Annotated in this window: 17 protein-coding genes; 11 read left to right on the top strand and 6 right to left on the bottom strand. The window is 71.2% G+C overall.

The window, feature by feature from the left end; translation table 11 throughout:
- Nucleotides 1-6: 6 nt before the first annotated feature.
- The 3 genes from ASC77_RS03570 to ASC77_RS03560 are packed head-to-tail and all read left to right on the top strand — an operon-like array spanning nucleotide 7 to nucleotide 3,375.
- Nucleotides 7-684: a TadE/TadG family type IV pilus assembly protein gene (locus ASC77_RS03570; RefSeq protein ID WP_082574418.1), complete on the top strand. Its 678-nt coding sequence runs from the start codon at nucleotides 7-9 to the stop codon at nucleotides 682-684.
- A complete protein-coding gene (locus tag ASC77_RS03565; RefSeq protein ID WP_056148868.1) occupies nucleotides 681-2,405 on the top strand; it encodes a TadE/TadG family type IV pilus assembly protein in 1,725 nt (574 codons plus the stop codon). Before ASC77_RS03570 ends, ASC77_RS03565 begins: the two co-directional genes overlap by 4 nt.
- A 4-nt stretch (nucleotides 2,406-2,409) precedes the next feature.
- Nucleotides 2,410-3,375, top strand: a complete 966-nt coding sequence (locus ASC77_RS03560; RefSeq protein WP_056148866.1) for an ROK family protein — start codon at nucleotides 2,410-2,412, stop codon at nucleotides 3,373-3,375.
- On the opposite strand, the gene ASC77_RS03555 is transcribed toward ASC77_RS03560, so the two are convergent.
- The 3 genes from ASC77_RS03555 to ASC77_RS03545 are packed head-to-tail and all read right to left on the bottom strand — an operon-like array spanning nucleotide 3,308 to nucleotide 5,891.
- Nucleotides 3,308-4,552: a TIGR00300 family protein gene (locus ASC77_RS03555; protein WP_156390897.1), complete on the bottom strand. Its 1,245-nt coding sequence runs from the start codon at nucleotides 4,550-4,552 to the stop codon at nucleotides 3,308-3,310. The genes ASC77_RS03560 and ASC77_RS03555 overlap by 68 nt on opposite strands.
- A 28-nt stretch (nucleotides 4,553-4,580) precedes the next feature.
- A complete protein-coding gene (locus ASC77_RS03550) occupies nucleotides 4,581-5,084 on the bottom strand; it encodes a hypothetical protein (protein WP_056148864.1) in 504 nt (167 codons plus the stop codon).
- Nucleotides 5,085-5,117: 33 nt separating this feature from the next.
- Nucleotides 5,118-5,891, bottom strand: coding sequence for an alpha/beta hydrolase (locus tag ASC77_RS03545; RefSeq protein WP_056148862.1), 774 nt, complete (start codon nucleotides 5,889-5,891; stop codon nucleotides 5,118-5,120).
- A 96-nt stretch (nucleotides 5,892-5,987) separates the two neighbouring features.
- On the opposite strand from ASC77_RS03545, the gene ASC77_RS03540 reads away from it, so the two are divergent.
- From ASC77_RS03540 to ASC77_RS03530, 3 genes are read left to right on the top strand one after another with little or no spacing between them, the layout of a single operon-like run.
- A complete protein-coding gene (locus tag ASC77_RS03540) occupies nucleotides 5,988-6,710 on the top strand; it encodes a lysophospholipid acyltransferase family protein (RefSeq protein WP_056148860.1) in 723 nt (240 codons plus the stop codon).
- Nucleotides 6,707-7,216 (top strand): flavin reductase family protein, encoded by a 510-nt coding sequence (locus ASC77_RS03535; RefSeq protein WP_056148858.1) that lies wholly within the window; start codon nucleotides 6,707-6,709, stop codon nucleotides 7,214-7,216. Before ASC77_RS03540 ends, ASC77_RS03535 begins: the two co-directional genes overlap by 4 nt.
- Before the next feature lie 5 nt (nucleotides 7,217-7,221).
- A complete protein-coding gene (locus ASC77_RS03530; RefSeq protein ID WP_056149855.1) occupies nucleotides 7,222-8,133 on the top strand; it encodes a hypothetical protein in 912 nt (303 codons plus the stop codon).
- A 64-nt stretch (nucleotides 8,134-8,197) separates the two neighbouring features.
- Here ASC77_RS03530 and glpK read toward each other — a convergent pair whose 3' ends face one another.
- Nucleotides 8,198-9,664: a glycerol kinase GlpK gene (gene glpK / locus ASC77_RS03525; RefSeq protein ID WP_056148856.1), complete on the bottom strand. Its 1,467-nt coding sequence runs from the start codon at nucleotides 9,662-9,664 to the stop codon at nucleotides 8,198-8,200.
- A complete protein-coding gene (locus tag ASC77_RS03520) occupies nucleotides 9,661-10,503 on the bottom strand; it encodes a DUF1028 domain-containing protein (RefSeq protein ID WP_056148854.1) in 843 nt (280 codons plus the stop codon). The genes glpK and ASC77_RS03520 overlap by 4 nt, the downstream gene beginning before the upstream one ends.
- A gap of 86 nt (nucleotides 10,504-10,589) precedes the next feature.
- Between ASC77_RS03520 and ASC77_RS03515 the strand changes: the two genes are divergently transcribed.
- From ASC77_RS03515 to ASC77_RS03495, 5 genes are read left to right on the top strand one after another with little or no spacing between them, the layout of a single operon-like run.
- Complete coding sequence (locus ASC77_RS03515; protein ID WP_056148851.1) at nucleotides 10,590-11,795, top strand: pyrophosphate--fructose-6-phosphate 1-phosphotransferase; 1,206 nt, start codon at nucleotides 10,590-10,592, stop codon at nucleotides 11,793-11,795.
- A gap of 54 nt (nucleotides 11,796-11,849) precedes the next feature.
- Nucleotides 11,850-12,878, top strand: a complete 1,029-nt coding sequence (locus tag ASC77_RS03510) for a 6-phosphofructokinase (protein WP_056148850.1) — start codon at nucleotides 11,850-11,852, stop codon at nucleotides 12,876-12,878.
- A gap of 38 nt (nucleotides 12,879-12,916) precedes the next feature.
- Nucleotides 12,917-13,441: a SigE family RNA polymerase sigma factor gene (locus ASC77_RS03505; protein ID WP_056148848.1), complete on the top strand. Its 525-nt coding sequence runs from the start codon at nucleotides 12,917-12,919 to the stop codon at nucleotides 13,439-13,441.
- A complete protein-coding gene (locus tag ASC77_RS03500; protein WP_056148846.1) occupies nucleotides 13,438-14,394 on the top strand; it encodes a hypothetical protein in 957 nt (318 codons plus the stop codon). The genes ASC77_RS03505 and ASC77_RS03500 overlap by 4 nt, the downstream gene beginning before the upstream one ends.
- 46 nt (nucleotides 14,395-14,440) lie before the next feature.
- Nucleotides 14,441-15,895, top strand: a complete 1,455-nt coding sequence (locus tag ASC77_RS03495) for an APC family permease (RefSeq protein WP_056148844.1) — start codon at nucleotides 14,441-14,443, stop codon at nucleotides 15,893-15,895.
- On the opposite strand, the gene ASC77_RS03490 is transcribed toward ASC77_RS03495, so the two are convergent.
- Nucleotides 15,896-17,179 (bottom strand): hypothetical protein, encoded by a 1,284-nt coding sequence (locus ASC77_RS03490; protein WP_056148842.1) that lies wholly within the window; start codon nucleotides 17,177-17,179, stop codon nucleotides 15,896-15,898.
- Between the last annotated feature and the right edge of the window lie 115 nt (nucleotides 17,180-17,294).

Genomic DNA, 17,294 nt, shown 5'->3' with positions numbered 1-17,294 from the left:
AGACCGGTGTCCGGGAGACCGCGTTGCCTGCACCGACGGAGGGCCCGTGACCAGCGTGGCGCCGTCGCCGTCGAGGCTGCCCTCGTGCTGCCGCTCCTGTTCACGCTGATGTTCGGCATCATCGAGCTGACGATGCTGGTGCGCGACAACATCGCGGTGGCGTCGGCGGCCCGGGTCGGCGTCCGCGCCGCCACGACGACGGCGGCGGTGATGTCGGGTCCGGGTGACTGCACCTACAGGGACCTCGACGCCGCGGTCTGCGGTGTCGGGAGCAGCCCCGCGCCCGGCCTGGCCGAGCTCGCCGCCGACGCGATCCAGAGCTCCGGGTCGTCGATGAACAAGGACACGATCGACTACATCCTCGTCTACAAGGCCAACACCGCGGGCTATCCCGGCCCCGAGGGCAACACGACGATGACCTGCTCGGGCTACAGCAGCTGCGTGACGTTCAAGTGGGACGACGGCCCCGGCAAGTTCCGCTACAAGAACGGCACCTGGCCGTCCACGAGCGTCAACGCCTGCGCCGGCGAGGCCGACGCGGTCGGGGTCTACCTGCACATCACGCACAAGTTCCTGACGGGTCTCTTCCCGGCCGACGTGGCGCTCGACGACCGCGCCGTCGGGAGGTTCGAGCCCCTGCCGCCGGACAACTGCAAGTCCACGTCCCCCTTCCCGCACCCATGAGGAGCAAGGACGAGCGCGGCGTCGCCGCCATCCTCGTGACCGTCTTCGTGTCGGCGCTGCTCTTCGGCCTCTGCGCGATCACCGTCGACGTCGCCCGATGGTACGCCGAGGCGCAACGCGTCCAGAAGGCGGCCGACGTCGCCGCCTCGGCGGGCGTGATCTACATGCCGCAGGACATCGCGGCCGCCACCACGACCGCCCGGGACGTGTCGGCTCGCAACGGCTACCCGAACTCGGGCGAGAGCAGGGTGACGGTCAGGTCCGGCACCCAGCCCAGCCAGCTCGACGTCAGCGTCAGCAGCACGATCCCCAACCTCTTCGGGCAGTTCCTCGGCCTGGGGGAGACCACGATCACCCGGCACGCCGTGGCCGACTACACCGGGCCCCAGCCGATGGGCAGCCCGTGCAACACCCTCGGCAACGAGCCGGCGGGTGGCAGCATCACGTCGGGCCCGGTGGCGTCGCAGCTACAGGTTCCCGATGGCGCCGAGTGCAGCTCGACGCCGCAGTTCTGGATGAACATCAACGGTCCCAACGTCAGCAAGGCATACGGCGATCAGTACGCCGTGCGCAACTGCACGTCATCAGCTGTCTCAGGGTGCAGCAACACGACCAACGACGAGTTCGACCCGGAGGGCTACTTCTACCTGGTGCGAGTCAAGCAGGAGGCGGTCGGCTCGAACATCACGTTGCAGCTCTACGACCCTGCCTTCGTCGCCACGGGTGATAAGTGCGCCAGCGCACCGTCGAACTACACGAACATCACCAACAACAGCTGGAATCCCTTCACGACCGACGCGAAGAAGCGCTACAACACGAGCCCCACCGACGGCTTCTGCTCCGGTGACAACCTCCTGGACTCAGCAGCAGGGCCCACTGTCACCACGTTCGGGCTTCGTGCGCCGTCGGATTCCCAGAATCCGCGGACCGCACCACCGCAGCCGGGATGCACCCTGCAATTCCCCGGCTACACCTCGGACAAGGTGACTGCGAAGACGCTCAACAAGGACGACAGCACCTACAACAAGCCGCTGGCGATGGTCTTCCACCAATGGGTCACGCTGTGCTCCTTCAAGCCGACGCAGGCAGGTGACTACTACCTGCAGGTGCGCACCAACATCGCTGCGATCTCGACCGGCGCCGCCTCCCCACTGACGGGCGGCTACACGCCCTCCGGCGACTTGAGCAGCTTCGCGCTCTACAACCAGACAGGCGACAACACCGCCGTCAAGGGCGGCGGGAGCAACCGCTTCTCCGTGCGTACCTACGGCGGTCCCAGCGGCTCTGTGTCCGTCTCTGCACTCGGCAAGATGTCGATCTACGCCAATGCGACCGCCGCGTCCCAGACGTTCAACCTGATCCGGCTGATGCCGGCGGCCGCGGGACAGACGCTCGTCTTCAAGTTCTTCGACATCGGCGACGCCGACGATGCGGCCAAGTTGACGATCCTGCCGCCGAAGGAGACGCCGATCTCGCTGACGAACTGCAAGGCGAGCGGCTACCAGACGATGGCTCTGCCGACGTGCGCGATCACCATCAACAAGTGGGACGGCAAGGGCGAGACCGTCGCGGTGCCCATTCCGTCGACGTACAACTGCACCTACTCACTGGCCGGTGGTTGCTGGTTCCGGCTCAACGTCAGCTTCGCCAGCGGCAGCGTGACCGACACGACCACGTGGACGGCGTACGTCAGCGGAGACCCGGTCCGTCTGATCGAATAGCCCGGTGAGTCTCTTCATCGGCGTCGACATCGGTGGCACCAAGGTCCTCGCGACAGCCGTGTCGCGGTCCGGCCGCGTGGTCCGTACGGCGCTGCGCGAGACGCCCGGGCGGCGGGTCGAGGCACGCCTGGTCGAGGACGCGCTGACGGAGGCGGTCCAGGAGATCGCCGGCGTACGCCGCGTCGGCGCCATCGGGATCGCGGCCGCCGGCTTCGTCGACGCCCAGGGGGAGCGGGTGCGCTTCGCGCCGCACCTGCCCTGGCAGGACGAGGGGGTCCGGGCGCGCCTCGCCGAGCGCTGGAGCGCCCCGGTGGTGCTCGACAACGACGCCAACTGCGCCGCGCGCGCCGAGCTGGCGTACGGCGCGGTCGGTGAGGCCGACAGTGCCGTCATGGTCACCCTCGGCACGGGCATCGGCGGTGCCCTGATCCTCGACGGCGAGGTGCTGCGCGGCTACAACGGCATGGCGGGGGAGTTCGGCCACACCCAGGTGGTCCCGGGTGGTCGTGGGTGCGAGTGCGGCGGCACCGGCTGCTGGGAGCAGTACTGCAGCGGCAACGCCCTCAACCGGTTCGTGCGCGAGCGGGGCGTGGAGGACCTGACGGGGGCGGCCGTCACCGCGGCGGCGCGTGAGGGTGACCCGGTCGCGCTCGCGGCCTTCGCGGAGGTCGGGGAGTGGCTCGGCGTGGGGCTCGCCAACCTGGTGGCGTCGTTCGATCCCCAGGTCGTCGTGATCGGTGGGGGCGTCTCCGCGGCCGGCGACCTGCTGCTCGAGCCGGCCCGGGCGGCGCTGCGGGAGTCGCTCGTGGGCGCCGCGCACCGCACGGTGCCGCCGGTGGTGCGCGCCGCGCTCGGCCCGGAGGCCGGCGCGATCGGCGCGGCCGACCTGGCCCGTCAGACCTTCAGGAGCGCCGGTACTCGGGCACGAGCTCGACGGCGAGCTGCTCGAGGAACAGACCGACGTCGGTGACGATGCCGCGGGCCTGGGACGACCCGCGGTCCGCGAGCTTGGTGACCGTCGCCGGGTTGATGTCGACGCAGACGAGCGGGATCGACGCCGGCAGGATGTTGCCGGTCGCGACCGAGTGCAGCATGGTCGCGACCATCAGGCAGAAGCCCACGTCGTCCAGCTGCGCCCGCATCGCCCGCTGGCCCTCGATCACGTCCGTGTAGACGTCGGGGAGCGGGCCGTCGTCGCGGACCGAGCCGACCAGGACGTACTCCTTGCCCTCGGTCACCAGCGCGTGCATGATGCCGCCGGTCAGCACGCCGGCGTCCACCGCCTCGCGGATCGACCCGGCCTTGCGGATCGTGTTGATCGCCCGGATGTGGTGCTCGTGGCCGTGCTCGACGCCGCGGCCCATCGCCAGGTCGACGCCGAGGCTGGTGCCGTAGAGGGACGACTCGATGTCGTGGGTCGCCAGCGCGTTGCCGGCGAACAGCACGTCGACGTACCCCGCATTGACCATGGCGACCATCGCCGGGGCCGCGCCGGTGTGCACGACGCCGGGGCCGCCCACCCAGAGGACCTTCTTGCCGGCGGCCTTCGCCTCGCGCATGCCGTCGGCGACCTGGCGCACCAGCACGGCCTGCGGCTTCTCGGAGGAGACCTCGGACTCCATGAACCCGAACGCCTCCGCGCTCGCGTCCGGCGCGGGCACGCTGACGCGCACGCCGGCGGCGCCGGTGAGGACCAGCATGCCGGTGCGCACGTCGGACATCGGCAGCGTGAAGACCCGGGCCGGCCGGCCGTCGGCGTCGCGCTCGAGCACCAGGCCGCAGTCCATCTCGGGGTTCTCGACGTCGAGCCAGGTGCCGTCGATGCGCACCCGGGTCTCGAGGTTGGTGGTCGAGTAGAAGTGGTCGGGGAACACTCCGTCGCGGTCGGCCTCGGCGACGGTCGCCTCGCCCGGGTCGACCTGGTTGACCCCGCGGGTCTGGAGCCGCATCAGCAGCCGCTCCAGGGACTCCGCGTCGTCGGCGATCACGGTGATCACCGCATGCGACGCGTCGTCGGTCTCCCGGCCCACGTCGAAGCGGTCGATCGTGTAGTCGCCGGCGTACTCCCGGATGTCGTCCAGGACCCGCGACAGGATGCCGTGGTCCATCAGGTGGCCGGTGATCTCGACGGTCTCGCTCGCACTCACCCGACGCACACTAACGGTTGTGCGGGCGCTAGACCTGAGCGCCGTCGTCCCAGGGCTCTCGGGGCTCGCGGGGCATCTGGAAGACCAGGTAGACGAAGCCCCCGACGAAGCCGACGACCAGCAGGTAGCCGAGCCAGGTGGGGATGCTGATCTGGAGGATGAGGCAGACCAGCAGCACGACCGGCGAGCCGAAGACGCCGGCCCAGGCGAGGCCCCGGTCGGGCGCGACGGTCGGCAGCGGCGGCGGCTCCGGAGGGACGTAGCCCTCCTCCTCGTCGTCGAGGTCGTCGAGGTCCTGGACCTCGTCGTCGGGCGTGCCGAACGCCCGCGGGTCGCCGAACCGACCGCCGAACGGCGCGCCCGAGACGGGGCCCGCGGACGGAGCCGCGGGAGGGGTCACGGGCGGCTCGTCGATCTCGGCGCGCTCGCCGTAGTTGTCGACGATCGCCCGCCAGGCGAGCTCGTCGGCCGTCGGGACGGCGTCGGCCTCGGTTCCGGCGTCGAAATCGTCGTCGTGGGGGTGGTCCGGCACATGACGAGCGTATGCCCCCCTGGTGAATGGTCGCTACGCCGTGGTGACCCGGGCGATGAACTCAGCGGAACCGGTGAAGATCTGCACGGCGTCGTTGTCGAGCGTCGCGACGTGGTAGCTGTTCTCGAGCGGTACGACGGTGACGTCCCGCGAGGAGATCCGGCTGGTGATGATCGGCTGGGTCTTCTCGTCGACCACGTGGTCCTCGGTGGAGCGGAAGTAGATCATCGGCGCCGTGATCTTCGGCAGGTCAGCGGCGACCGTCGGCCACGCCTGCATCATCGAGTGGGCTGCCTTGAGCGGCGTCTTGGTGTAGCCGTGCTCCTCGACGCCCTCCTTCTTGATGTCGTTGGCGATCCCTGGGAACGACGGCACCAGGTGCTTGAGGATGGGCAGCAGCTTCACGTCGAGGCGCTTGGTGGCGATCGCGGGGTTGACCACCATCACGCCGGCCACCCGGTCCGGGTTGTCCTCGGCGAGCCGCAGCACCAGGGCGCCGCCCATCGAGAGACCGCCGACCACCACCGCGTCGTTCTCGGCGGCCAGCTTCTCGAACGCGCGCGAGATCTCGCCGTACCAGTCGGCCCACGTGGTGGTGTTCATCTCCTGCCAGGTGGTGCCGTGCCCGGGCAGTCGCGGCAGCTCGACGGCGTACCCCTTCGCGGCCAGCGACTCCGCCCACGGCGTCATCGACGCCGGCTGACCGGTGAAGCCGTGGCTGAGGAGCACGCCGATGCGGCGCCCGCCGGTGAGGTCGGGCTGGGCGGGGACGGAGTACGGCGTCGCGAGCGGGTGGATCGTCGTCATGGCGGAAGTGTGCACCACCGGACGCCTCCTGGATGCCCCTTCGTGGATGCCCTAGGCTTCGCCGGGACGACTCTCGGGCTGGGGCGGAGGTTTGCAGTGTTCTACTGGTTCCTGAAGTGGATCGCACTCGGGCCATGGCTGCGGATCATCTTCCGGCCGCGGGTCACGGGCGCCGAGAACGTGCCCCTCGAGGGCCCGGCGATCCTCGCCAGCAACCACCTGTCGTACGCCGACTGGCTGTTCATGCCCCTCACGCTGCCCCGTCGGGTCACCTTCGTCGCCAAGGCGGAGTACTTCACCTCGCCCGGCCTCAAGGGCTGGCTGCAGAAGACCTTCTTCGCGGGCTCCGGTCAGGTGCCGATCGACCGCTCCGGCGGCAACGCCTCCGAGGGCGCGATCATCTCGGCCAAGCGGCTCCTCGCCGACGGCGAGCTCTTCGGGATCTACCCCGAGGGCACCCGCTCGCACGACGGCAAGCTCTACCGGGGCAAGGTCGGCGTCGCCCGGCTCGCACTGGAGTCCAAGGTGCCGGTCATCCCGGTCGCGGTCGTCGGCACCGACGTGGTCGCACCTCCGGGCAAGACCTTCGGTCGGTTCACCCGGCCGGTGGTGCGCTTCGGCACGCCGCTGGACTTCTCGCGCTACGAGGGCATGGAGAACGACCGCTACATCCTGCGCTCGATCACCGACGAGATCATGTACGAGATCATGCGCCTCTCCGGCCAGGAGTACGTCGACATGTATGCGACCCGCGCCAAGGAGCTCTCGAAGTCCGACAAGGACGACGACAAGAGCGGCGAGTCGAAGCTCGCCTCGTGACCATCCACGACACGCACCCGTTCACGGATCCCGACCCGGACCCGGTACGCCGGCTGCGTGCCCGCCTCGGCGGCGTCGTCTCGCTGGTGACCGCCGGTGACGCCGAGGGGCGCGCCGGCCTCACCGTCTCCTCGCTCATGGTCGCCAACGGCGACCCCGCCCACGTGCTGATGCTCGTCGATCCCGACAGCGACCTGGCCGATGTCGTGGCCCGCACCGGGCGCGCCGTCGTCCAGCTGCTGTCGTGGCCGCACCGCGACCTCGCGGAGGTCTTCGCCGGCAGCGCGCCGGCGCCGGGCGGTCCGTGGCGGACCGCCGACTTCGTGGACACCCCGTGGGGTCCGCGGCTGGCCGACGCGTCGACCTGGGTCGGCCTGTCGCTGGAGTCGGTGGGCGACGTCGGCTGGTCGAGCCTGCTCACCTGTGTCGTGCAGGACGTCGCCGTGGGGGAGGACGACGCGCCGCTCGTGCACCGCCGCGGGCGCTACGTGCGCCCGGAGGCGTGAGCGCGGTGCCCGACCTCCCTGCGGACCTGCTGAGCATCGCCGACGAGCTCTACGGCCTGCCCCTGCCCGAGTTCACGCCCGCGCGGGACGCCCGGGCGAAGGAGCTCAAGGGCACGCCGCTGGCGGCTCGGGTGAAGGCGCTGAAGAAGCCGTCCACCGCGGCCTGGGTGGTCAACCTGCTGGTCCGCCGCGACACCGAGCAGGTCGAGCAGGTGCTGACCGTCGGCGCCGCGCTGCGCGAGGCCCAGGCCTCGATGTCGGCCGAGGAGCTGCGGGCGCTCAGCCGCCAGCGGCGCCAGCTCACCGCCGCCGTCACCACCGGGGCGCGGCGGATCGCTCGCGAGGAGGGCACGAAGGTCACCGAGGCGGTCGCCGACCAGGTGGAGGCGACCCTGACCGCCGCGATGGTCGACGAGCGCTGCGGGCTGGCGCTGCGCAGCGGGATGCTCACCGCCGCGCTGTCCAGCACCGGCGTGGACGCCGCGGACGTCGAGGCCGCCGTCGCCGTCCCCGAGGCCCTGAGCTTCGAAGGGGTGGGGTTCAGCGCGCCGGCGAGGCAGGCCGAGCCGCCCGCCCGGCCCGACCTGCACGTCGTACCCGACCCCGAGGCCGATGCCAAGGCGATCGCCGCGGCCGAGGAGGCCCTGGAGGCGGCCGAGGAGGCGCTCGACGAGGCCACCGCGGCCCACGGCCAGACCGTCGCGGCCGTGGAGGAGCTCGAGGCCCGCAGCCTGCAGCTCCAGGCCGAGATCGCCGAGCTGCGGAGCAGGATCGACGAGCTCGAGGCGTCCGCCGAGGAGACCGACGACGAGCTCTCCGACGCCGAGGACGCCCGCACCGAGACCGAGTCCGAGCTCACCGACGCCACCCGGGCCCGTGACTCCGCCGCCGCATCTCTGGCCAAGCTGCGGGGGTAGTCCCTGACGTTTCGGCCCGCGGTCGGGCTGATCGAGGGCGAAAACGTCAGGGACTACCCAGCCGCTACTCCGCCCAGCCCTTCGCGAGCTCGACGGCGCGGGACCAACGGGCGTGGGCGGCGTCGGCCGCGGACCGGTCGGAGGTGGGCTCGAAGCGGCGGTCGAGCGCCCAGGTGTGGCGCAGGTCCTCGGTGGACTCCCAGACGCCGACGCCGAGCCCGGCGAAGAAGGCCGCACCGAGGCCCGTGGTCTCGACGGCCTTCGGCCGCTCCACCGGTACGCCGACGGCGTCGGCCTGGAGCTGGCACAGCAGGTTGTTGGCGGCAGCGCCCCCGTCGACGCGCAGCGCGGAGAGCTGTGGCATCACGTCGAGCACGTCGCGGACCTCGAAGGCGATCGCCTCCAGCGTCGCGCGCACGATGTGCGCCCGGGTCGTGCCGCGGGTGAGGCCGACGATCAGGCCGCGCGCCTGCGGGTCCCAGTGCGGGGCCCCCAGCCCGGTGAGGGCCGGGACGAACACCACGCCGTCGCTGTCGGAGACCGTCGCCGCGACGGCCTGGCTCTCCGCGGCCGACCCGACGATCTGGATCCCGTCGCGCAGCCACTGCACGGCGGCGCCGGTCACGAAGATGGAGCCCTCGGACGCGTAGGTGATCTCGCCGTCGGGGGAGCGCCAGGCCGCCGAGGCCAGCAGCGCGTCCGAGCGCTGGATCGTGGAGCCCGTGTTGGTGAGCACGAACGACCCGGTGCCGTAGGTGCACTTCGAGTCGCCCTCGTCGAAGCAGGTCTGGCCGAACAGCGCCGACTGCTGGTCGCCCGCCAGCCCGGCGATCGGCACCGACAGACCGAGGAAGGACTTCGGGTCGCTCGCGGCGATCTCGCCCCAGTTCGGCACCAGCTCGGGCAGCGCGTCGCGCGGCACGCCGAACAGCCCGCACAGCTCGTCGGACCAGTCGCCTGCCTCGAGGTCCAGGAGCAGGGTCCGGGACGCGTTGGAGACGTCGGTGACGTGGTAGGTGCCGCGGGTCATCCGGGCGATCAGGTAGGAGTCGACGGTGCCGATCGCGTAGCGGCCCGACTCGACCAGCGCCCAGGTGTGCGGCTCGTTCTCGGCCAGCCACATCAGCTTGGTCCCGGAGAAGTACGGGTCCAGTCGCAGCCCCGTCAGCTCGCGTACCCGCTCCTCGTGGCCGTCGGCGCGCAGCCGGTTGCACAGGTCCGCCGTACGCCGGTCCTGCCAGACGATCGCGCGGCGCGGCGACCCGAGGGTCTCGCGGTCCCACAGCATCACGGTCTCGCGCTGGTTGGTGATGCCGATGGCCCGGATGGCGTCCTCGTCGGTCGCCTTCAGCGCCTCGCGCGTCGCCTCCAGGGTCGCCTGCCAGATCTCCTCGGGCGCGTGCTCGACCCAGCCCGCCTTCGGGAAGTGCTGCGCGAACTCCTGGTAGCCGCGTGCCGAGATCGTCCCGTCCTGCTCGACGACGAGGGCGGTCACGCCCGTGGTGCCGGCGTCGATCGCGAGGACGCTCATCGGTCGCCTTCCCCGCGGTCGGCCTCGGTGTCGCGGATGAACTCGAGGATGCGTACGTCGATCCAGGACCCGTCCTCCGCGACCCGCATCTCGTAGTTCTCGCTGCCGACCCAGCTCGCGAAGTCGCGGTGCCCGAGTGCGGTCGCGAGCTCCTCCAGCTCGGCCTCCAGGTCCGGGGTGATCGGCACCTTCTCCTCCTCGGTCGAGGCGGTCAGGTAGAGGTCGCTGAGGGCGAGCAGCCGCCGCAGCTCGGTGATCGGCTCCGCGTGGTCGTCGACGCGGAGGTCGACGGCGATGTCGTCGAGCCCGCCGTACCCGGCCTCGTCCTTGACGACGAGCAACGCCGCCGACTGGCGGCCGCGGGAGTCGCCGCCCGCGGCGTCACCGGCGGCGAGCGCCTCCAGCAGCCGATGGGCGAGCGGGGCCTCGGGGGAGGAGTCGAGCCAGGCCGCCTCCATCGCCTCGACCACCTCGGAGCCGGTGAGGATGTTGCCCTGGATGGCGTAGCCGTCGCCGATCACGCTGCCGGCCCAGTCGAGGCAGGCCTCGCCGGTGTGGCTGGCCGCGTTGCCGTCGACGTCGACGATGCCGACCTGGCGGTGGTCGCGCCCCTCGTCCTCCTCCAGAAGGACCTGGAGCGCCACGGACGCGGTGGCACCGTCGTCGAGGTGGGCGAGCGCGAGGCCCTTGTAGGCCACGTTCGCACTGGCCTGGGTAGCGATGGCGCCGACCCCGGCGACGGCGGCCGGCACGGCCGACCCGACGGCCAGGAACTTGGAGGCGACCGCCACGCCCCAGGACTCTCCGTCGGCGGAGCGGGCCACGATCGAGAACGTCATGGCCCGACAGTAGCGATTTCCGAGCGCCGATCCTTTAGTCTTGAAAGGACCAAAGCATGTCTCGCCTCAGGAAGAAGTAGCCGTCCATGACCGTCCGTCGCGTCGCTCTCCTCACCGCCGGTGGCCTGGCCCCGTGCCTGTCCTCGGCCGTCGGTGCCCTCATCGAGCGCTACACCGCGCTCGACCCGGAGATCGAGATCATCGCCTACCGCGACGGGTACGCCGGGCTGCTCGGCGACGACCACATCACGGTGACGCCGGAGGACCGGGAGCGCGCGCACCTGCTGCACGAGTTCGGCGGCAGCCCGATCGGCAACAGCCGGGTCAAGCTCACCAACGTCAAGGACTGCGTCAAGCGCGGCCTGGTCGCCGAGGGGCAGGACCCGCTGCACGTCGCGGCCGAGCAGCTCACCCGCGACGGCGTCGACGTGCTGCACACCATCGGCGGCGACGACACGAACACGACGGCCGCCGACCTCGCGGCGTACCTGCACGACAACGGCTACGAGCTGACCGTGGTCGGGCTCCCGAAGACGATCGACAACGACGTCGTGCCGATCCGCCAGTCGCTGGGTGCGTGGACGGCCGCGGAGCAGGGTGCGCTGTTCGCCCGCAACATCATCGCCGAGCACTCCTCCAACCCGCGGATGCTCATCGTCCACGAGGTCATGGGTCGCCACTGCGGCTGGCTGACGGCCGCGACCGCTGCGAAGTACCAGGAGTGGCTGGGCACCCAGGAGTTCGCAGGATTCGGCGACAACACCCGCCGGAGCTGGGAGATCCACGGCGTCTACGTCCCGGAGGCCGAGTTCGACATCGCGGCCGAGGCCGAGCGCCTGAAGGCGATCATGGACGAGACCGGCTGCGTCAACGTCTTCCTCTCCGAGGGCGCCGGCGTCTCGACGATCGTCGAGGAGATGCTCGCGCGCGGTGAGGAGCCGAAGCGGGACGCGTTCGGCCACGTCAAGCTCGACACCATCAACCCGGGCTCGTGGTTCGCCAAGCAGTTCGCCGGCATGGTCGGCGCCGAGAAGACCATGGTGCAGAAGAGCGGCTACTTCTCCCGCTCCGCACCGGCCAACGCGGAGGACCTGGCCCTGATCCGGGCCTGCGCGGACCTCGCCGCCGAGGCCGCACTGCGCGGCGAGAGCGGCGTCGTGGGGCAGGACGAGGAGGCCGGCGACGTGCTGCGGGTCTGCGAGTTCCCCCGGATCAAGGGCGGCAAGGCGTTCGACCCGTCCACGCCGTGGTTCCGCGACCTGCTGGACGAGATCGGCCAGCCCCAGCACTAATCGGCCAGCCCCAGCACTAGCAGTCCACGGCGCCGTGTGACCAGACTGGTCGCCATGCGCGTAGGAGTACTCACCGGAGGCGGGGACTGCCCCGGCCTGAACGCCGTCATCCGGGCCGTGGTCCGCAAGGGCGTCAAGGAGCACGGCTTCGAGTTCGTCGGCTACCGCGACGGCTGGCGCGGCCCGCTCGAGGGCGTGACGATGGAGCTCGGGATCGAGCAGTGCCGCGGCATCCTGCCCCGCGGTGGCACCATCCTCGGCTCCTCGCGGACCAACCCCTTCAAGCTGGACAACGGCGTGGAGCGGATCAAGGAGAACCTCGCCAAGGACGGCGTCGACGCGCTGGTCGCGATCGGCGGCGAGGACACCCTCGGGGTCGCCACCAAGCTCTCCGAGCTCGGCGTCGACGTCGTCGGCGTCCCGAAGACGATCGACAACGACCTGTCCGGCACCGACTTCACCTTCGGATTCGACACGGCCGTCAACATCGCCACCGAGGCGATCGACCGGCTGCACACCACCGCGGAGTCCCACCACCGGGTCCTCGTCGTCGAGGTGATGGGCCGCCACGCCGGCTGGATCGCGCTGCACGCCGGCATCGCCGGCGGCGCCAACATCGTGCTCATCCCCGAGCAGCCCTTCGACATCGAGGAGGTCTGCCGCCTGATCGAGAGCCGCTTCGAGTCGCGCTACGCGCCGATCATGGTGGTCTCGGAGGGTGCGGTCCCGCGGGAGGGCGGGGACATGACGTTGGTCTCGGGCGAGCTCGACGACTTCGGCCACGTCCGTCTCGGGGGCATCGGCGACCGGATCGCGGCCGAGATCGAGAAGCGCACCGGCAAGGAGGCCCGCGCCGTCGTGCTCGGCCACATCCAGCGGGGCGGCACGCCGACGGCGTTCGACCGCTGGCTCGCCACCCGCTTCGGGCTGCAGGCGATCGACGCGGTGGCGGACGGCGACTTCGGCACGATGATGGCGCTGCGCGGCACCGACATCGCCCGCGTGCCGCTGTCCGAGGGCACCGCCCAGCTCAAGCTCGTCAGCCCGTCGGAGTACGCCGAGGCGCAGGTCTTCTTCGGGTAGCGCGGAACCGATCCCGGGCTGGTTGCGTAAGAGTCGGTGTGACAGCAGAGGACGAGTTCGACGAGTTCGCTGTGGCGGCCTGGCCACGACTGCGGAGGTCGGCGTACCTGCTGACGGGTGACCACCACCTCGCCGAGGACCTGGCCCAGACCGCGCTGGCGCGCACCTACGCCAGCTGGCGCCGCGTCCGGCGGGCCGACGCGCTCGCGTACGCCCGCAAGGTGCTGGTCAACGCCAACATCGACCGGCTCCGGCGACGCCGGCTCTCGGAGGTCGGCGGACCGGGCGCGGACGGGCTGATCGAGTCCCACGCCTCGGGAGGACCGGGGCCGGCGATCGCCGAGGAGCGCGACGAGATCGTGCGCCTGCTGGCCGACCTCACCGAGCGCGAACGACGCGTCGTCGTGCTCCGCCACTACTTCGACATGTCCGAGGCCGAGGTCGCGCGCGAGCTGCGCGTGGCGCCCGGCACCGTGAAGAGCGCCCTGTCGCGCGCACTGCACAAGCTGCGGGTGACCGCGACCGAGCAGGACGCGCACTTCCTGAAGGAGACCCATCGATGAGCCCACGCACGATCGAGGAGCTCGAGCACGAGCTCCACCAGGACGACCACGACCGGCTCGGCGGCCCCGACCTGGCCGCCATCCGGGCCGCCGGGATGCAGCGGCGCCACCTCACCGCGCTCGGCACGGGCGTCGGGGTGCTGGCGTCGATGGTGGCGGTCGGCCTGCTGCTGAGCGGGACGCTGGGGAGCGGCGGTCGCGCCGTCGACGCCCCGGCCGCCGCCCGACCGCACGAGCTGTCCGCGCTCGCCGGACGCGCGCTGGCCGAGGTACCCGGGGCCGTCCAGGTCTCCGACTGGCAGGTCGTGGTGCCCGAGTCGGCCGGCGCCGAGCGGACCATGTCGGACCTGGACGCCGACGTCGTCGGCACCCCGGTCGACACGGGTTCGCACTACTACTCGGGAGTGACCGCCTACCGACCGACGGACTTCCCGCACTGGCTCTACTCCGGCGTCGCACACATCGAGCAGACCGACCTGGCCGACGACGACGGCAGCTACCCGGTGGGCTCGACGGAGATGGGCATCCTCGTCGACAGCGGGCCGGCGTACCTCGGCTGCGTCGGGCGCCCGGGGAAGTGCGGACCCGCGCTGCTCACCCAAGCCCCGTCGGGTTGGGAGTACGAGTGGGGGATGGGCACCGACGACTTCCTGAAGCCCGGCTCGGACATGGAGGTGTTCCTCAACGACGACTACTCGACCGGCGGTCCGGGCCAGCTGGTGCTGGCCGGCCTTCCCGGCACGGACGTCGCCCGGGTCGACCTGCTGACGACCGACGGCCGGACGGTCGCCGGCCACGTGGAGAGCGGGACCGTGGTCGAGGGCGCGACGATGATGTGGGGCACGGTGACCGGCCAGGTCGCCGCCGTCATCGCGTACGACGCCGACGGCGATGTCATCGAGAACCACGAGCTGAAGCCGTGCTCGGGCGGGGTCGACTGCGAGGTGCGTTGAGGCGCACCCCTGGTTAGACGCCGCGGGTCGGGGGCAGGGTGGACCCATGACGACCCAGACCGCCGATGCCGACGTCAACGGACCGACTCCCGACCTGAAGCGAGTCCTCGGCCCGAAGCTGCTCCTGCTCTTCATCGTCGGGGACATCCTCGGCGCCGGCATCTACGCCGTCACCGGCGAGATGGCGCTGGAGGTCGGCGGCATCGTGTGGCTGCCGTTCCTGGTGGCGTTCGCGGTCGCGACGCTCACCGCGTTCTCCTACCTCGAGCTGGTCACGAAGTACCCGCAGGCCGCCGGTGCCGCGCTCTACACGCACAAGGCGTTCGGCATCCACTTCGTCACGTTCCTCGTGGCCTTCGCGGTGATCTGCTCCGGCATCACCAGCGCCTCGACGTCGTCCAACCTGCTGGCCACCAACCTGCTCGCGGGTCTCGACGGCCTCGGCTGGCACGTCTCGCAGGGCAGCACGGCCATCACGATCGTGGCGATGGCGTTCATGGTGCTGCTCGCCGGGATCAACCTGCGCGGGGTCGGCGAGAGCGTGAAGTTCAACGTCGTCCTCACCCTGATCGAGATGGCCGCGCTCGTCATCGTGATCCTCATCGGCTTCTGGGTGATGGCCAAGGGCGACGCCGACATGGGCCGCATCGTCGTCTTCGACTCCGGGTCGGACCGCGGACTCTTCCTCGCGGTCACCGTCGCGACCGCGATCGCGTTCTTCGCGATGGTCGGCTTCGAGGACTCCGTCAACATGGTCGAGGAGACCCAGGACCCGGTGAAGATCTTCCCCAAGGTGATGCTCACGGGCCTCGGCATCGCGGTGATCTTCTACGTGCTCGTGGCGATCTCGGTGATCGCCGTGATCCCCGAGGGGCAGATCGAGTCGGTGGTCGCCGACGAGGGCAAGGTGCTGCTCTCCGTGGTGGAGATCGGCGCGCCCGGCCTGCCGATCGACAAGATCTTCCCGTTCCTCACCGTGATCGCGGTCGCGAACACCGCGCTGCTCAACATGCTGATGGCCAGCCGGCTCCTCTACGGCCTGGCCCACCAGGACGTCCTCCCGCGCTCGCTCGGCAAGGTGCTGCCCGGGCGGCGCACGCCGTACGCCGGCATCGCGTTCTCCACCGTCCTGGCACTCGGCCTCATCGTCGTCGTGACCTTCCTCGCCGACACCTCGGTGATCTCGGCGCTGTCCGGCACCACCGCGCTGCTGCTGCTCTGCGTCTTCTCGGTCGTCAACGTCGCCTGCGTGCTGCTGCGCCGCGACACGAGCGTCGAGAAGGGCTTCACGGCGCCGACCTGGGTGCCGTTCGTCGGCGCCGCCGCCTGCCTCTTCCTCGCCGGCCCGTGGGCCCGCGACCGGGAGGACTGGATCCAGTACAAGGTCGCCGGCGGCCTCCTCCTGCTCGGCATCGTGCTGTGGGCGTGCACCTGGCTGACCAACCGCGGCATCCGGGCGCAGAAGACCGGCTTCCGCGACATCGAGCACCTGGAGGACTAGCTACCTCACGTAGCGGCGGACCGAGGTGCCCGCGGAGTTGCCCGGAGCCTTGGCGATCCAGACGGTCAGCTCCCAGGTGCCCGGGGCGAGCCGAGCCCGGAGCTCGTAGCTGCTCGACGCGGTCAGCCGACTGCGGGCGATGACCGGCCCCCCGAGCGAGACGCCGATCCGGGTAGCCCGCAGCGCCACCTTCGTGCCGGGGTGCTCCGGGTCGGCCGTGCCGGTGACCAGCACCCGCTTGCCGTGGTGGGTGCGGCGGGCACGGATCGTCAGGTGGGTCGTGACCCCCAGCTCGGCGACGGTCGACACCAGCGGCGGGGACGGCGTACCGGACGACCCGTCGTTGCCGGCGTACGTGCACCGGTAGTCGATGTTCGTGCGTGGCCGGATCGCCATGGACGCCGACCCACCCGCTCCGGTCGTGGCCGCACCGATCTGCCTGAAGGGACCGTGACCGTGGGGGCGGACCTCGAAGACCAGCTGCTCCCCGACGATCCCGTCGACAGGGCTGCCGCCCCTCAGGACGCAGTAGACGACCATCCGCACCTGCCCCGGCACTCCGCTCGCGCCCCCCGCACTGAGCTGGGTCACGGTCTTCTCCGCGTCGTACGTCGTCACGTCCGCGTTCCCGAGCCGCAGCCCGTCGACGACCGACCCGCCTCCGGGCCCGCCCGGCTGGCTCGGACACTGGCCGACCCACAGGTGGGCCGTGGTCGGCCCGTCCCCGTGCTGCGCGACGAACTCGTCCAGCGTCCCGCTCCTGGACTCGTCGCCGGCCGCCCAGGTGTAGACCCGCCCGCGCGTGTCGTAGCGGGCGTAGTCGGTCGGTGGTGTGCCGGACCGGATGTAGCCCCGGGCGGTCAGCTGCCAGGCTCCGTCGGCGGTGGTCACGTCGAGCACGGTGCGGAGACCACCCGCGGTGCCGAACGTGTAGACCGTGGCGCCCGCGGTCATCAGGTCCAGCACCGAGGGACGCACGACCTCGTAGCCGGCGATCGACCCGTCGTCCGGCGACAGCTGCAGGGCGAAGCGACCGTGCGGCCACGGCGTGCGGTAGGACGGGATGCTCGGGACGGTGAAGCCCGCGTCGAGGGGCTGGGGAGCGCCGACGACCTGCTGCTGGTCGTCGCAGGCGGCCTGGACCGTCGTCACCCCGTCGGGGAGCGCGCCGTCCCACAGGTGGACGGTGGTCTCGGAGGACGGGGCTGGGACGTCGGCCGCCGTCGCCGGGGTGATGCCGAGCAGGGTCGCGACCAGCAGGGCCGTCGCCGAGATCCGTCGCACCGCGCGATCGTAGGGGCGACGCCTCGCGGTCGGCAGCAGACCGACGCGGTGTTCACGAGGCGTTCACCCCGTCTCGCGTCCGGCCGTCGAATCGGGCCGGGCGGGCGCGCCGCCG

This window comes from Nocardioides sp. Root1257, from assembly GCF_001425175.1.
Classification (GTDB): domain Bacteria; phylum Actinomycetota; class Actinomycetes; order Propionibacteriales; family Nocardioidaceae; genus Nocardioides.
The sequence above is the reverse complement of the archived record's forward strand: the minus strand, read 5'-3'. Positions and strand labels throughout refer to the sequence as shown.

Excerpts from the sequence above, each read along its gene's own strand:
- ASC77_RS03565 (WP_056148868.1), top strand. The coding sequence starts at position 681 with ATGAGGAGCAAGGACGAGCGCGGCGTCGCCGCCATCCTCGTGACCGTC.
- ASC77_RS03545 (WP_056148862.1), bottom strand. The coding sequence starts at position 5,891 with ATGACGACGATCCACCCGCTCGCGACGCCGTACTCCGTCCCCGCCCAG.
- glpK (WP_056148856.1), bottom strand. The coding sequence starts at position 9,664 with ATGAGCGTCCTCGCGATCGACGCCGGCACCACGGGCGTGACCGCCCTC.
- ASC77_RS03520 (WP_056148854.1), bottom strand. The coding sequence starts at position 10,503 with ATGACGTTCTCGATCGTGGCCCGCTCCGCCGACGGAGAGTCCTGGGGC.
- ASC77_RS03515 (WP_056148851.1), top strand. The coding sequence starts at position 10,590 with ATGACCGTCCGTCGCGTCGCTCTCCTCACCGCCGGTGGCCTGGCCCCG.
- ASC77_RS03510 (WP_056148850.1), top strand. The coding sequence starts at position 11,850 with ATGCGCGTAGGAGTACTCACCGGAGGCGGGGACTGCCCCGGCCTGAAC.
- ASC77_RS03500 (WP_056148846.1), top strand. The coding sequence starts at position 13,438 with ATGAGCCCACGCACGATCGAGGAGCTCGAGCACGAGCTCCACCAGGAC.
- ASC77_RS03495 (WP_056148844.1), top strand. The coding sequence starts at position 14,441 with ATGACGACCCAGACCGCCGATGCCGACGTCAACGGACCGACTCCCGAC.